This is a genomic window from Streptomyces tanashiensis (assembly GCF_014648895.1).
GTDB lineage: Bacteria > Actinomycetota > Actinomycetes > Streptomycetales > Streptomycetaceae > Streptomyces > Streptomyces tanashiensis.
The window spans coordinates 1-13,851 of record NZ_BMRZ01000015.1 but is presented as its reverse complement, the minus strand read 5'-3'; the positions used below and the strand labels follow the sequence as shown (position 1 = coordinate 13,851).

The window sequence follows — 13,851 nt, the reverse complement described above, 5'->3', positions numbered from 1 at the left end:
CTGTCCGACCCTGATCCGCCGGACAGGCCCTAGGAGGCCAGACCGAGATCCAGCTCGTAGGCGGTGCCCGGCTCGCCGTCGTCGAGCGTCACCCCGCCCACGGCCCCGAACCCGGCCCGGGCGAGGACGGCGCTCGACGTGTCGTTGCCGAGGGCCACGAAGGCGGTCAGCCGGCTGAGCCCGTACTCCTCGACGGCCAGCCGGCACACCTCCCGCACCCCCCGGGTGGCGAGCCCCCGCCCGGTGGCCGTCTCGGCGAGCCGGTAGCCGAGCTCGGCGCTGCCCGCGCCGGCGTCCACGTCGACGAGGTTGACCCGCCCGACGATCTCCCCGCCCTCGGCGACGAGCACATGGAAGTGGATCTCGCCCGCCTCCTGCGCCTCGATCAGCTCCCGGTGCCGGGCGTCGAACTCCGCGAAGTACCCGTCCCCCCGGTCGGGCACGCGCGCGGCGAAGAAGGCACGGTTCTCCCGCTCGAAGGCGAGCAGCGCGGGTGCGTGGTCGGGTCGGAGTCGCTCAAGTACGGCCATGCCCGCCACGGTACGAAGATCCGGCGGCGGACGCGCGTGAGTTACGAGCCAAGATCGTCCCCGGGCACGCGCGAAGGCGCACCCGGTGTTCCGGGTGCGCCTTCCTCAAGGACGGGCCGGCGTCAGGCGTCGTAGTCCAGGTCCATGCGGTCCTGGGCCTCCTGCTGGGCCCGGCGGGTCTCCTCGTCGGACCGCTCGCGGCCCTGGGAGGCGCGCTGGGAGGCCTGGTCCTTCGCCTTGCCGGCGGCCTGCCTGGCCTTGTCCGAAGCCTGCTTGGCCTTGTCCTTGAACTGGTCCTGCATGCCCATGGAAGTTCACTCCTCGACGGGTGTGGGGGGCCGGGGGCGATGTGCCCCTCGGGCCTCGACCAGCCTTGCACGGGCGAACATTCCACGCATTTCGATCAGTTACGGACGGCTACCGCACGGAGGGACCCTCGGCCCGCGCCTGTTCGTCGGCCGCGCCGCCCGCGCCCACCAGGCCCTTGGAGACCGAGCCCAGGCGCGGCTCGAAGCGGCGCATCTCGCGCTGCCCGACCGTGGCGATCAGGGAGGGCAGGTAGCCGCGGACCGACTGCATCCCGCGCAGCCACCACTGTGCGTACACATGGGCCGAGCGCCGCTCGATGCCCGCCACGATCCGGTCGACGGCCGGGCCGAGCGGGTACGTGCGGTTCGAGGGCCACGGCAGCCGCTGCCGCAGCTCCTTCATCACGTCGTCCTGGTCCGCGCCCCGCACCATGTCCGTGTCGGTCCACGAGAGGTAGCCGACGCCGACCTTCACGCCCTTGTACGCGACCTCGGCGCGCAGGCTGTGCGCGAAGGCCTCGACGCCCGACTTGGAGGCGCAGTACGCGGTCATCATCGGGGCCGGGGTGATGGCCGCGAGCGAGGCGATCTGGAGGAAGTACCCCCGGGACTCCATGAGGACCGGCAGGAACGCCCGGCCCGTCACGGCGCCGCCGATGAGGTTGACCTCGATGACCCGCCGCCAGGCGACCGGGTCGGAGTCGACGAAGGGACCGCCCGCCGCGACACCGGCGTTGGCGACGACGATGTCGACCTTCCCGAAGCGTTCCTTCACCTCGGCCGCGACCCTGGCCATCGCCTCGTGGTCGGTGACGTCGGCGTGCCACCAGTCGGCCTCGGTGTGCAGCCGCCCGGCGACCTCCTTCAGCTGCTCCGGCTCCAGGCCGACGAGCGCGATCTTCGCGCCGCGCGCGGAGAGCTTGCGGGCGAGGAGTTCCCCGACGCCGCGGGCCCCGCCGGTGACGACCGCGACCTGTCCTTCCAGGCTCACCCTGCTCATGCCTGCTTCTCCTTCTCCTGCTCCCCGGACTTCGCGCCCAGGTACGTGAGGGTCAGTTCACGGATCTGCGCGGTGACGGCCTCGGGGGCCTCCACCGGTGTCATGTGGCCCATGCCGGCCAGCTGGACGAGGCCCGTGCAGTGCGGCAGCGCCTCCACCATCACATGGGAGTGCACGGGCGGGGTGAGCCGGTCGGCGGTGCCGACGAGCACGGCCACCGGCAGCCGCAGCTCCCGCAGCCCCGCTTCGAGGTCGAGCCCGGCCAGGACCTGCGACCAGCCGTGGCGGGCGCCGCGCGGGCAGGCGTGCACGATCCGGGCGCAGGCCTCGACCCGCTCCGGAGCCGCGCCCGGTCCCATCGTCGCGTACCTCAGGACCTTCTTCGAGACGGCGTTGACCGGGCCGAGCGGCGCCTTCGCGCCGAGGACGGCCGCGGTCAGCCGGCTGCGCGTCCCGCCGGGCCGGAGCGGCACGACGGTGGCCTCGGCGGTCAGCCGCGAGGGTCCGGTGGAGCAGAGCAGGACGGCGGCGGCGTACTGCCGGAGGGCGGGGCGCCCGGCGGCCGCCATGATCGTCATGCCGCCCATGGAGTGGCCGGCGAGGACGGCCCGCTCGCCGGGGCCGAGGGTGGCCGCGAGCACCGCCTCCAGGTCGTCGGCGAGCGCCGTCGTGGAGTAGCCGGCGCCGCCGGTCGCGGCGGGCGCGGGGGTCCGGCCGTGGCCGCGCTGGTCGTAGGCGATGACCCGGTGGTCGGCGGCGAGGGCCCGTATCTGCTCGGCCCAGAAGGCGATCGAGCAGGTCCAGCCGTGGGAGAGGACGACGGCGGGCGCGCCCTCGGGGCCGTACACCTCGACGTGCACCGGGGTGCCGTCGGCGGAGACGGCGGTGAGCGCGCGGGGGGCGGGCAGGCTCTGGAGCGTCACGTGGCGGTCTCCTTCTTCTTCCGGGCGGTGCGGGCGACGGGCTTGGGCGCGCGGATCACCTCGTACTCGGAGAGGTCGACCTGCCGGGTCTCGCGCCGGAACTCGGCCGTGGTGCCCGGCCACAGGGTGGTGTTGTTGCCGGCGGCGTCGAGGTACCAGCTGTTGCAGCCGCCCGCCTTCCACACGGTCCGCTCCATCCGGGACTGGACCTTGCGGTTCCAGGCGCCGACGGCGGAGGGGCGGACGGCGAGGGCGGCCCGGCCTCCGAGCACGTCGATCTGGCGGAGGTAGTCGGCGAGGTAGTTCAGCTGGGACTCGATCATGAGGATCATGGAGGAGTTCCCGAGGCCGGTGTTCGGCCCGATGATCATCACGAGGTTGGGGAAGCCGCCGGCGGTGGCCCCCCGCAGCACCTGGACCCCGTCCTTCCAGGACTCGGCGAGCGTGTGGCCCTCGGCGCCGACGACGCGTGAGGCGATCGGGATGTCGGTGACGTGGAAGCCCGTGCCGAAGACGATCGCGTCGACCTCGGTCTCGGTGCCGTCCGCGGCGATCACGGTCGAGCCGCGGACCTCGCGCAGTCCGGAGGCGACGACGTCCACGTTGGGCTGGACGAGGGCCGGGTAGTACGTGTTGGAGAGCAGGATGCGCTTGCAGCCGATGCGGTACGAGGGCGTCAGCTTGGCCCGCAGCTCCGGGTCCTTGACGGCCCGGGCGATGTTGGCCCTGGCGAGCTTCTCGACCAGGCCGAGCTCGTTGGGGTGCTTGGTGAAGGCGCCGACCTGGAGCTCGCGGATGCCCCAGAGGATGCCCCGGCGCAGGGTGGCCGTGGCCGGGAGCGTGCGGTGGAGCCAGCGCTCGGGGGCGCTGATCGCGCGGTCCATGCGCGGCATGACCCAGGGGGGCGTGCGCTGGAAGAGGGTGAGCTTCCCGACCTCGCGCTGGATCTCGGGCACGATCTGGATGGCGGAGGCGCCGGTGCCGACCATGGCGACGCGCTTGCCGCGCAGGTCGTAGTCGTGGTCCCAGCGCGCCGAGTGGAAGACCTTGCCGGGGAAGTCCGCGAGGCCCGGGATGTCGGGGATCTGCGGGTCGGAGAGCGGTCCGGCGGCGGAGACGAGGACCTCGGCGCTGAAGCTGCCGCCGCTGGTCTCGATCTCCCACCGCAGCGTCTCCGCGTCCCACCGCGCCTTCAGCACCTCGTGGTTCAGGCGGAGGTGCGGACGGATCCCGAAGGTGTCGGTGACGTGCTCCAGGTAGGCGCGGATGTGGCGCTGCCCGGAGAAGGTCCGGGGCCAGTCCGGGTTGGGCGCGAAGGAGAAGGAGTAGAGGTGGGAGGGGACGTCGCAGGCGCAGCCGGGGTAGCTGTTGTCGCGCCAGGCGCCGCCCACGGAGTCGGCCCGCTCCAGGACGACGAAGTCGGTGATCCCCTCGCGGCGCAGCCGGACGGCGGCCCCGATGCCGCCGAATCCCGACCCGATCACCGCCACCCTTACGTGCTCGTGCTTCGCCATGCCGCCTCCCGTGCGCCCGGCCATGATTCCGCCAGCAATCACTGGCACAGTCGGGACTGTAGAGCAGCTCCATACCGAGCGGTAGGGGTACGACGAGGGAAAGTTACCGGCGGTACAACATAGGCTGGCGGGTGTGGCAGAAGGATCACGTCCCGAGACGGGCGCACAGGACGGCCCGCGCGACACGGCAGGCGGCGGCACGGGCGAGGGCACACCCGCACCCGCGCCCGCCCCCCGCGAGTACCGCATGGAGGAACTCGCCACCGCCGCCGGCATCACCGTGCGCACCCTGCGCTTCTACCGCGAACGCGGCCTGATCCCGCCGCCCCGCCGCGAGGGCCGGATCGCCTGGTACGACGACAACCACCTCGCCCGGCTGCGCACCATCGCCGCCCTCCTGGAGCGCGGCCACACCCTCAACGGCATCGCCGACCTCACCACCGCCTTCGAGAGCGGCCGCAACGTCCGCGAGGTCCTCGCCCTCCCCGCCCCCTCCGAGGAGGAGCCGGTCCGCCTCACCCCCGAGGAACTCGCCGACCACTTCGCCGGCGAGGTCACCGCCGAGAACCTCGCCGCCGCGCTCGACCTCGGCTACCTCCTCACCGACGGCGAGGAGATCATCCACATCAGCCGCCGCCTCCTCGACGTCTCCGCCGCCCTGGTCCGGGAGGGCGTCCCGCTCGCCGAGGTCCTCAAGGCCGGCGCCCGCGTCCGCGAACACGCCGACGCCCTCGCCGAGCTCTTCACCGCGCTCCTGCGCGCCCACGCGGACGGGGACGACCTCTGGCGACTGCGCCCGCTCGCCAAGAGCGTGGTCGAGGCCGAGCTGTCGATGGCCCTCGACCGGCGGCTGCGCGAGACCCCCTGAGGCCCTGCGGCGACCTCATGCCGAGGCTCTGCGGCGCCCTCATGATCGCCTGACAGGTTCTTCAACGGTTCTTCATGACCTCCGCCCTACGGTCGGTCCACCCGCCGCGCCCGCGGCCGGGCCCGACAGGAGGAACGGGAGAACCGATGAGGACGAACCGGATGCTGCTGGCCGCCGCCGCGGCGGTCACGGCCTTCGCGCTGACCGGCTGCGGCGGTGGCGGAGGCGACGGGGCCGGGAAGATCCCGACGGCCGGCGACGGCACCTCCTCCACCGGCACGGGCAAGGCCACGAAGGGGAGCGGCGACGCCGGCGGCAAGGACGAGGTCGCCGCGTACGTCGAGGCCAAGCGGGCCTATGTGAAGTGCCTGCGCGAGAACCACATCGACGCCCCCGACCCCGACGCGAACGGCCAGGTCGACCTCGGCGACACAGGAGCCCTCAAGAAGAACCCGGCCTTCATCAAGGCCTCGGAGAAGTGCGGCCCGCTCAACCCGCCGGTCCCCGCCGAGATCGAGCGCAGGCTCGCCCCCAAGCTGACGCCCGAACAGATCAAGACCCAGTTCGCCTACGCCGACTGCATGCAGAAGAACGGCGCCCCCGACTTCCCCGACCCCGAGCCCGACGGCAACGTGTACGGGGACGTCCAGTGGGACTCCACCACCGCCGCCGCCAAGCAGGCCGCCCGCACCTGCGCGCCGCTCATCGGCGACCCCGTCGAGCAGGGCCCGGGCAAGGGCTGAGCGATGAGCGGGATGTTCACGGACAGGGACGAGGACCGGGACGGGGCCCCACCGGCCGCCGGGGCGGAGGTGGAGCCGACGCAGGAGGGGACGGCTCCCCCGCACGCCCCGGGCCGCCGCCGGAGCCGTACCGTCCTCGTCACCGCCGCCTTCGTGGTGGTCACGGCGGTCGCCGTGGTCGGCGCGCTCGGCCTGGGCGGCGACGGGGGCGAGGGCCCCGCCGCCCCGCCGAGAGCGGGCTCCACGGTCGCGGTCACCCGGGCCACCCTGGTCGAACGCACCAAGGTGGACGGCACGCTGGGGTACGGGGCGGAGATCCCGCTGCCGGCCAAGGCGTCCGGCACCGTCACCTGGCTCCCGGAGCCGGGCACCGTCGCCGAGCGCGGGGACACCCTGCTCCGCGTCGACGACCGGCCGGTGGTCCTGCTCTACGGGACCCTGCCGATGTACCGCGAACTGGGCACGACGGCCGGGACCGCGGCTCCGGACACCACCGGGAACCCGACCCCGCCGGCGCCGGGGGGCGCCGGCGGCAAGGGCGGCACGGACGGCGGTACCGACGGCGGTACGGGGACGGCCTCGGGCGGGACCACCGGCACGGGCGGCGGCACGGACACGGGCGGAGGCGGGAACACGGGCGGTGGCGGGGGCACCGACGCGCCCCCGCGGTCCACTCCCCCGCAGCCGCTCCGGGGCATGGACGTCCTCCAGTTCGAGTCCAACCTCGCCGCGCTCGGCTACACCGGCTTCACCGTCGACGAACGGTTCACCTCCGGCACCGAACGGGCCGTCAAACGCTGGCAGAAGTCCCTGGGCCTGCCCGAGACCGGCCGGGTCGGCCTCGGCGACGTCGTGTACGCCTCCGGCCGCATCCGGCTCGGACAGCCGAGCGTCCGGCTGGGCGCGGCGGCCGGCGAGAACGTCCTCGGCTACACCGGCACCACCCGCAAGGTCGTCGTCGACGCCTCCGCCCAGGAGGCGTCCTGGGCCGTGCGCGGCGCCGGGGTCACCGTCGGCCTGCCCGACGGCACGGCCGTGAAGGGCCAGGTCGCCTCGGTCGGCAGGCAGGCGACCGCACCCGAGGGGGACGGCGGTACCAGCGGCGCGGCACCCACGGTCCCGGTCACCGTCACGATCACCGACCAGCGCTCCCTGGGCCGCCTGGAGAGCGGCCCGGTCTCCGTCGAGTACGTGGGCAGGAAGCGCGAGAACGTCCTGGCCGTCCCCGTGGCCGCCCTGGTCGCGCTCGCCGAGGGCGGCCACGGCCTGGAGACCGAGGACGGCCGGTTCGTCACCGCCCGCACGGGCCTCTTCGCCGACGGCATGGTCGAGGTGAGCGGCCCGGCGCTGCGCGCGGGCCTGAAGGTGAGGATCCCCCAGTGAGCACGGACACGGCCCCCGACGCCGTGGTGGAGTTCCGGGCGGTCTCGAAGACGTACCCCGGCGGCGTGGCGGCGGTCCGCGACGTGAGCCTGCGCGTCCGGCGCGGCGAACTCGTCGCGATCGTGGGCCCGTCGGGCTCCGGGAAGTCCAGCATGCTGAACCTGATGGGCAGCCTCGACCGGCCGTCGGCGGGCCACGTCCTGGTCGACGGCCACGACGTGGCGGAGCTGACGGACCGGGAGGTCTCCGCGCTGCGGGCCACCCGGATCGGCTTCGTCTTCCAGCAGTTCCACCTGGCCGTCGGCGTCCCGGTCCTGGACTCGGTCGCGGACGGCCTGCTGTACGCCGGGATCCCGCTGCGCCGCCGCCGGGCACGGGCCGCGGCGGCCCTCGCCCGGGTCGGGCTCAGCCACCGCGTCCACCACCTGCCGCACCAGCTCTCCGGAGGCGAACGCCAGCGGGTCGCCGTGGCACGGGCGGTGGTCGGCGGACCGGCGGTCCTGCTCGCCGACGAACCGACGGGGAACCTGGACTCCGCGTCGGGAGCGGCCGTCCTGACGCTCCTGCGCGAACTGCACGCCTCGGGCACGACCGTCGTCGTCATCACCCACGACCGGGAGATCGCGGCCGCCCTCCCCCGCCGTATCGAGATGCGCGACGGCCGGGTGGTGGCGGACAGCGCCACGGATCCGATCGGAGCGCACGGATGATCCCCGCCCCCCGAGGACGGCACGGCGGACGGCGGAGCACCGCCCTGCGGCCGGCCCGGCTGCGGCCCGCCGACGTCGTCCGGCTCGGCGGCACCGGGCTGCGCACCCGCCCGCTGCGGGTGTTCCTCTCCGCGCTCGGCATCGCGATCGGCGTCGCCGCCATGATCGCGGTGGTCGGCATCTCCGGCTCGGGCCAGGCGGAGGTGGACCGCCGGCTCGACGCGCTCGGCACCAACCTCCTCCGGGTCGCGCCCGGCGCCACCCTGACCGGGCAGAAGACCCGCCTCCCCGTCGAGGCGGTCCCGATGATCGACCGCATCCCGCCGGTCCGCGAGGTCGCCGCCACCGGCACCACCGACGCGAAGATCTACCGCAACGAGCGGATCGCCGTCGGCCGCACCGGCTCCCTCGCCGTCCTGGCGGCGGACGACGGCCTGCTCCCCGCCGTCGGCGGCCGGCTGCGCCGGGGCCGCTGGCTGGACGCGGCGACCGAGCGCTACCCGGCGGTCGTGCTCGGCGCGACGGCCGCCCGACGGCTCGACGTGTACACCCCGGGGACCCGGGTCTGGATCGGCGGCCGCTGGTTCTCCCTGGTCGGCGTCCTCGACCCCGTACCGCTCGCTCCGGAGCTGGACGGCGCGGCGCTCGTCGGCTGGCCGGCCGCCCGGACGTACCTGCGGTTCGACGGCCATCCCTCGACGGTCTACGTCCGCACCGAGGACAGCGCCGTCACGGCGGTACGGGCGGTGCTCCCGGCCACGGCGAACCCGGAGAAGCCCGGGGAGGTGCAGGTCTCCCGCCCCTCCGACGCGCTCGCGGCCCGCGAGGCCACCGAGTCGGCGCTGACCGGACTGCTCCTCGGCCTCGGCGGGGTCGCGCTGCTCGTCGGCGGGGTCGGCGTCGGCAACACGATGGTGATCTCCGTCCTCGAACGCCGCCCGGAGATCGGGCTGCGCCGGGCGCTCGGCGCCACCCGGGGCCAGATCCGCACCCAGTTCGTCACGGAGTCCCTGCTCCTGTCGGTGATCGGCGGCCTCGGCGGGACCGTCCTCGGGACGCTGATCACCGCCGCCTACGCGCTGAGCCGGGGCTGGCCGACGGTCGTCCCGGTGTGGGCGACGGCGGCCGGGGTGGGGGCGACGCTGGTGATCGGGATGATCGCGGGCCTCTATCCGGCGGTACGGGCGAGCCGGCTGGCACCGACGGTGGCGCTGGCCGGCACCTGACGCGCGGCCCGCCGGAAGCGGCCAACCTGGTCCGGGCACCGCCCCGGAGCGGGTTGGCCGCTTCCCGCCCGTTCCCCCGGAGTCGGAATCGGGAAATCCGGCGGAACGGAAGCCGATTCCTTTCTCTCCGCATGCCCGTCACGGGCTCCGGAGGCCCGGCGACCGGAGGAGGAAAGGACGTTCCCGCACTCCCGCGCAACAGTCCTGAAATACTTCTCCACCACCGCCCTGAACCCACCGCCGAAAAGCAGCCGATACCGCGTCCACCCATTGAAGGATTTCTCCCCTCCGGGCAATTCTTTCTCCGCACTCGAACGAACCGGCCCGCCCGCCCGGCGCATCGCCCGGCGGGAACGACCAAGAGTTCAGGAGAGATCGATGCGTCTTCGGACGAAGCTCGCCGCGGTGGCCCTCGGCGCCGTCGCGGCCACCGGCGGCCTCGTACTGCCGGCCACGGCGGCCGTGGCCGCGCCGGAAGGTGCCGCCGCCTGCTACAACCCCGGCTGGTCCAACAAGGACAACGCGGGCGGCAGCACCAACTCGAACTACGTGAACATCCGCTCGGGCCCGACGACCGAGTGCGTCTCGCACGGCCAGGCCCAGGCGAGCCACAGCCTCACCCTGCACTGCTGGGTGTCGGGCGAGAACGGCACGTGGTCGCACGTCCGAGACAACAGCACGGGCGTCTCGGGCTGGATCAAGGACAGCCTGCTGAACAACAACGGGGCGAGCTCCTCCTGCTAGTCCCGCACCCCGCCGCCGGCCCCGCCCCGCGGGGCCGGCAGCACCACCGTGAACACGGACCCCACGCCCACCTCGGACGCCACCTCGACGGCCCCGTGATGGTCCGCCACGATCTGCCGGGCGATCGAGAGCCCGAGCCCGCTGCCGCCGGTGGCCCGCCCGCGCGCCGCGTCCGCCCGCCAGAAGCGGTCGAAGAGGTGCGGCAGATCGGCGGCCGGGATGCCGCTGCCGGTGTCCCTGACCGCGATCCGCACCATCTCGCCCCGCTCGTCCAGTTCGAGCCGCACACCGCCCCCGGGGGCCGTGTGCCGCACGGCGTTCCCGACGAGGTTCCCGAGCGCCTGGCGCAGCCGGTCCGGGTCCCCGTACAGCCGTACGGTGCCGGGGCCCGCGCCCACGGCCTCCAGGGCGACCCCGGCCGCCGCGGCCCGGGCGCTGTGCGCGGTCCGGCAGGCCTCGACCAGCTCCCGCGCGTCCAGCGGCCTGCGGTGGTACGTGAGGGCGCCCGCTTCGGCGAGCGCCAGGTCCTGCAGGTCGTCCACGATCCGCTGCTGGAGCAGCACCTCCTCGTGGAGCGAGTCGAGCAGCTCGGCGTCGGCCTCCAGGACGCCGTCCTGGAGCGCCTCCAGATAGCCGCGCAGGTTGGCGAGCGGGGTGCGCAGTTCGTGGGCGATGTCCCCGACGAGGCGGCGCTGCCGCTCCTCGCTGTCCTGGAGGGAGCCGGCCATCCGGTTGAAGGACCGGCCCAGCTCGGCGATCTCGTCCCGCCCGGAGGCGGGCACCCTGCGGCCCAGGTCGCCCTCGCCGAGCCCCCGGGAGGCCGCCGTGAGGGCGCGTACGGGACGGAGGACGGCCCGGCCGAGGAGCAGCGCGCAGGCGAGGACGGCGGCGGCGACTCCGGCGGCGACCAGCGCGGTCGGGCCGGCGGCGAGGGTCTGCCCGGCGTCGTCGACGGCGCCGAGCCGCACGGTCAGCGGCTGGGGGGCGACGGCGGCGGTGCGCTCGGTGAAGACCCGGCGCAGGCACGCGAGCGTTCCGGCCCTCCCCGAGAGGGGGCAGGCCTCGGCCGCGGCGGTGTGGGCCTGGCGCGGGCCCGAGCCGGTCCCGGCGCAGGGTGCGCCTCCCGGGGCCTTCCCGCCGTCCTGGAAGGCCGGCATGCCGAACTTGCCGCGCAGGACGGTGACCGGCTGTCCGAGCCGGGTCAGGCAGGCCGCGTAGGAGACGTCGGAGGTGTAGCTCGCGATCACGTTGGGCGTCACCTTGCGCATGGACGCGGCGTCCCAGCCCGCGGGGAACTCCAGCTGGGGCCTGGGGTCGACGAGCAGCGGGGGCGCGGTGCCGCCGGGGCGCGGATCGCGGCCGAGGAGGGTGTCGGAGTCGGCGATCTGGCCCTGCCGGTCGGTGCCGATCCGGATGCGCTGCCCGGTCTCCTCGGCGAGGGTGCGCACGGTGGCGGCGACGCCGTCCCAGGTGCCGTGCCCGGCGCCGTACGCGCGCAGCTCCTCGGTGATGGCCGCCATGGACTGGCGGTCGGCGGCGGCGGACTCGCGGACCTGTCCGGTGAGCTGCCGCAGGGTGAGCCAGGCGGTGGCGCCGCTGGCGGCCACGGCGACGAGCAGGACGAGCGAGAAGACCCGCAGCCGGAAGCTCACGCCGTCACTCTCCTTCGGAGAGGCGGTATCCCCGCCCGTACACGGTCTCCAGGTGCCGGGGCCGGGCCGGGTCGGGCTCCAGTTTCAGCCGGAGGTTGCGGACGTGGACGTCGACCGTGCGCTCCAGGACGTCGCTGCCGAAGCCGAAGACCCGCTCGATGATCTGCGCCCGGGTGAAGACCCGGCCCGGTTCGCGGGCCAGGACCTCCAGGAGGGAGAACTCCTTCGAGGTCAGGACCACCGGCCGGCCGGCGACCCGGACCTCGAAGCGGGCGGTGTCGAGCTCGACCGCGCCGACCCGCAGCAGCACGTCCCGGGCGGCCGCGCCGGTCGCCCGGGACCGGCGGAGCAGGGCGCGGACCCGGGCGGTGAGCTCGCGCGGGCTGTACGGCTTGGTGAGGTAGTCGTCGGCGCCGAGGTCGAGGCCGAGGAGCATGTCCTCCTCGGTGCTGCGGGCGGTGAGCAGCAGGATCGGGACGTCCGATCCCTCGGAGCGCAGAATGCGGCACACGTCGAGGCCGTCGACGAAAGGCAGCATCACGTCGAGGACGACGAGATCCGGCCGTACGGATCGGACGCGTTCCAATGCGGAGCGGCCGTCCGCGACGACCTGGACGGAATTCCCCTCCCGCTCCAGATAGATCCGAATCAGCCGTGACTGCTTTTCGTCGTCCTCGGCGATGAGAATGCGCGCGCTCAACGATGCCCCCACCCGGTCCCGTCAATTCCGAGCACGGTACCGCGTGGGGCGGCCTACATCTCGTAGACGGCGGTCACGGGGGCGTGATCGCTCCACCGCTCGTCGTGGGTGGCGGCCCGCTCGACGTGGGCCTTGACCGCCTTGGCGGCGAGGCCGGGGGTGGCGATCTGGTAGTCGATGCGCCAGCCGCTGTCGTTGTCGAAGGCGCGCCCGCGGTAGGACCACCAGGAGTAGGGGCCCTCCTGCTCGGGGTGGAGCCCGCGCACGACGTCCACGTAGCCGCCGTCGCCCTCGTCGAGGACGCGGCTCAGCCACTCCCGCTCCTCGGGCAGGAAGCCGGCGTTCTTCCTGTTGGCCTTCCAGTTCTTGAGGTCGGCCTCCTGGTGGGCGATGTTCCAGTCGCCGCAGACGACGACCTCGCGCCCGTCGGCGGCGGCGCGGGTCCTGAGCTCCTTCAGGTACGGCAGGAACTCGCCCATGAACCGGTACTTCTCGTCCTGGCGCTCGGTGCCGACCTCGCCGGAGGGCAGGTAGAGGCTGGCGACGGTCACGCCGGGCAGGTCGGCCTCGACGTACCGGCCGGCGGTGTCGAACTCGGCGGACCCGAAACCGATCCGCACGGCGTCGGGCTCGCGGCGCGTGTACAGGGAGACCCCGGCGCGGCCCTTGGCGGCGGCGGGGGCGTGGACGGTGAACCAGCCCTCGGGCGCGCGCACCTCCTCGGGCAGCTGCGCCTCCTCGGCGCGGACCTCCTGGAGGCAGACGGCATCGGCGGAGGTGCCGGCCAGCCACTCGACGAAGCCCTTCTTGGCGGCGGCGCGGAGACCATTGACATTCACGGACGTCACAGTGAGCATCCCGGGAGAATACCGACACCACCCTCATGCACACATATACACTTGACCGCATGAACATCCAGCCCACGCCCTATGACCACCCCGACGCCGTCAAACTCAACGACGCGGTCCAGGCGGAGTACGCCGTCCGCTACGGCGACGAGGGCGACGTCACACCGCTGGACGCCGGAATGTTCGCCCCGCCGCACGGCCTCTACCTGCTCGCGTACGACCCCGAGGGCCGGCCGGTCGCCACGGGCGGCTGGCGCACCCAGGACGAGAACGACCACGGCTACGCGGACGGCGACGCCGAACTCAAGCGCATGTACGTGATCCCCGAGGCCCGCGGCCTGGGCCTGGCCCGCCGCATCCTCGCCGCCCTGGAGGCCGACGCCCGCGCCGCCGGCCGCGTCCGCATGGTCCTGGAGACGGGCAGCGCCCAGCCGGAGGCCATAGCCCTCTACACGTCCAGCGGCTACACGCCCTGCGCCAAGTTCGGCCACTACCGCGACTACCCGAACAGCCGCTGCTTCGCGAAGCCCCTGGTCTGACGCCGCCGCTGACCCGCGCTCAGGGAGCGCGGGCCCGCGCGGCCCGCACGGGAAAAGCAGAAATCCCGCCCGATCTTGCGATCGGACGGGATTCCCGTGTCTGTGGGGTGTTCACGAGTCGGCCCCATCAGGCACGACGCGGCGACTTAGAGATCTTTTCCCA

The 13,851-nt window shown here is 73.9% G+C and carries 15 protein-coding genes; 7 read left to right on the top strand and 8 right to left on the bottom strand.

The features are described 5' to 3' along the window. Positions 1 to 29: 29 nt before the first annotated feature. The 5 genes from IE237_RS31395 to IE237_RS31375 form a co-directional block, all read right to left on the bottom strand. The gene (locus IE237_RS31395; RefSeq protein ID WP_189805530.1) at positions 30 to 530 is read right to left on the bottom strand and encodes a GNAT family N-acetyltransferase; all 501 of its coding nucleotides are present in this window, start codon (positions 528 to 530) and stop codon (positions 30 to 32) included. A gap of 122 nt (positions 531 to 652) precedes the next feature. Continuing rightward, complete coding sequence (locus IE237_RS31390; RefSeq protein ID WP_189805529.1) at positions 653 to 838, bottom strand: hypothetical protein; 186 nt, start codon at positions 836 to 838, stop codon at positions 653 to 655. A gap of 109 nt (positions 839 to 947) precedes the next feature. Further along, positions 948 to 1,838, bottom strand: a complete 891-nt coding sequence (locus IE237_RS31385) for an SDR family oxidoreductase (protein ID WP_189805528.1) — start codon at positions 1,836 to 1,838, stop codon at positions 948 to 950. Continuing rightward, on the bottom strand, positions 1,835 to 2,761 hold the full coding sequence (locus tag IE237_RS31380; protein WP_189805527.1) for an alpha/beta fold hydrolase: 927 nt from the start codon (positions 2,759 to 2,761) through the stop codon (positions 1,835 to 1,837). Before IE237_RS31380 ends, IE237_RS31385 begins: the two co-directional genes overlap by 4 nt. Next, positions 2,758 to 4,275, bottom strand: coding sequence for a flavin-containing monooxygenase (locus IE237_RS31375; RefSeq protein WP_189805526.1), 1,518 nt, complete (start codon positions 4,273 to 4,275; stop codon positions 2,758 to 2,760). Before IE237_RS31375 ends, IE237_RS31380 begins: the two co-directional genes overlap by 4 nt. Positions 4,276 to 4,522: 247 nt before the next feature. Between IE237_RS31375 and IE237_RS31370 the strand changes: the two genes are divergently transcribed. From IE237_RS31370 to IE237_RS31345, 6 genes are all read left to right on the top strand, one after another. Further along, positions 4,523 to 5,143 (top strand): MerR family transcriptional regulator, encoded by a 621-nt coding sequence (locus IE237_RS31370; protein ID WP_189805668.1) that lies wholly within the window; start codon positions 4,523 to 4,525, stop codon positions 5,141 to 5,143. 146 nt (positions 5,144 to 5,289) lie between these two features. Further along, a complete protein-coding gene (locus IE237_RS31365; protein WP_189805525.1) occupies positions 5,290 to 5,886 on the top strand; it encodes a hypothetical protein in 597 nt (198 codons plus the stop codon). Positions 5,887 to 5,889: 3 nt separating this feature from the next. Then, on the top strand, positions 5,890 to 7,269 hold the full coding sequence (locus IE237_RS31360) for a peptidoglycan-binding domain-containing protein (protein WP_229843003.1): 1,380 nt from the start codon (positions 5,890 to 5,892) through the stop codon (positions 7,267 to 7,269). Next, positions 7,266 to 7,979 carry an ABC transporter ATP-binding protein gene (locus IE237_RS31355; protein WP_229843002.1) on the top strand — a complete coding sequence of 238 codons (714 nt, stop codon included), beginning with the start codon at positions 7,266 to 7,268 and terminating at the stop codon, positions 7,977 to 7,979. The genes IE237_RS31360 and IE237_RS31355 overlap by 4 nt, the downstream gene beginning before the upstream one ends. Next, positions 7,976 to 9,205, top strand: a complete 1,230-nt coding sequence (locus IE237_RS31350; protein WP_189805524.1) for an ABC transporter permease — start codon at positions 7,976 to 7,978, stop codon at positions 9,203 to 9,205. Before IE237_RS31355 ends, IE237_RS31350 begins: the two co-directional genes overlap by 4 nt. Before the next feature lie 378 nt (positions 9,206 to 9,583). Beyond that, entirely contained in the window at positions 9,584 to 9,949 is a 366-nt protein-coding gene (locus IE237_RS31345; RefSeq protein WP_189805523.1) for an SH3 domain-containing protein, read from the top strand. Here the strand turns inward: IE237_RS31345 and IE237_RS31340 are convergent. Genes IE237_RS31340 through IE237_RS31330 form a run of 3 tightly spaced genes read right to left on the bottom strand, consistent with a single transcriptional unit; the run spans position 9,946 to position 13,158 of the window. Further along, positions 9,946 to 11,601, bottom strand: coding sequence for a sensor histidine kinase (locus IE237_RS31340; RefSeq protein ID WP_189805522.1), 1,656 nt, complete (start codon positions 11,599 to 11,601; stop codon positions 9,946 to 9,948). The genes IE237_RS31345 and IE237_RS31340 overlap by 4 nt on opposite strands. 4 nt (positions 11,602 to 11,605) lie before the next feature. After that, the gene (locus tag IE237_RS31335) at positions 11,606 to 12,301 is read right to left on the bottom strand and encodes a response regulator transcription factor (protein WP_189805521.1); all 696 of its coding nucleotides are present in this window, start codon (positions 12,299 to 12,301) and stop codon (positions 11,606 to 11,608) included. 53 nt (positions 12,302 to 12,354) lie between these two features. Continuing rightward, positions 12,355 to 13,158, bottom strand: coding sequence for an exodeoxyribonuclease III (locus tag IE237_RS31330; RefSeq protein ID WP_189805520.1), 804 nt, complete (start codon positions 13,156 to 13,158; stop codon positions 12,355 to 12,357). Positions 13,159 to 13,208: 50 nt separating this feature from the next. Between IE237_RS31330 and IE237_RS31325 the strand changes: the two genes are divergently transcribed. Continuing rightward, positions 13,209 to 13,688, top strand: a complete 480-nt coding sequence (locus tag IE237_RS31325) for a GNAT family N-acetyltransferase (RefSeq protein WP_189805519.1) — start codon at positions 13,209 to 13,211, stop codon at positions 13,686 to 13,688. Positions 13,689 to 13,851: the final 163 nt, after the last annotated feature.

Coding starts and splice junctions, on each gene's coding strand:
- IE237_RS31395 (WP_189805530.1), bottom strand. CDS start 530: ATGGCCGTACTTGAGCGACTCCGACCCGACCACGCACCCGCGCTGCTC.
- IE237_RS31375 (WP_189805526.1), bottom strand. CDS start 4,275: ATGGCGAAGCACGAGCACGTAAGGGTGGCGGTGATCGGGTCGGGATTC.
- IE237_RS31345 (WP_189805523.1), top strand. CDS start 9,584: ATGCGTCTTCGGACGAAGCTCGCCGCGGTGGCCCTCGGCGCCGTCGCG.
- IE237_RS31385 (WP_189805528.1), bottom strand. CDS start 1,838: ATGAGCAGGGTGAGCCTGGAAGGACAGGTCGCGGTCGTCACCGGCGGG.
- IE237_RS31330 (WP_189805520.1), bottom strand. CDS start 13,158: ATGCTCACTGTGACGTCCGTGAATGTCAATGGTCTCCGCGCCGCCGCC.
- IE237_RS31325 (WP_189805519.1), top strand. CDS start 13,209: ATGAACATCCAGCCCACGCCCTATGACCACCCCGACGCCGTCAAACTC.
- IE237_RS31350 (WP_189805524.1), top strand. CDS start 7,976: ATGATCCCCGCCCCCCGAGGACGGCACGGCGGACGGCGGAGCACCGCC.
- IE237_RS31370 (WP_189805668.1), top strand. CDS start 4,523: ATGGAGGAACTCGCCACCGCCGCCGGCATCACCGTGCGCACCCTGCGC.
- IE237_RS31360 (WP_229843003.1), top strand. CDS start 5,890: ATGAGCGGGATGTTCACGGACAGGGACGAGGACCGGGACGGGGCCCCA.
- IE237_RS31390 (WP_189805529.1), bottom strand. CDS start 838: ATGGGCATGCAGGACCAGTTCAAGGACAAGGCCAAGCAGGCTTCGGAC.
- IE237_RS31365 (WP_189805525.1), top strand. CDS start 5,290: ATGAGGACGAACCGGATGCTGCTGGCCGCCGCCGCGGCGGTCACGGCC.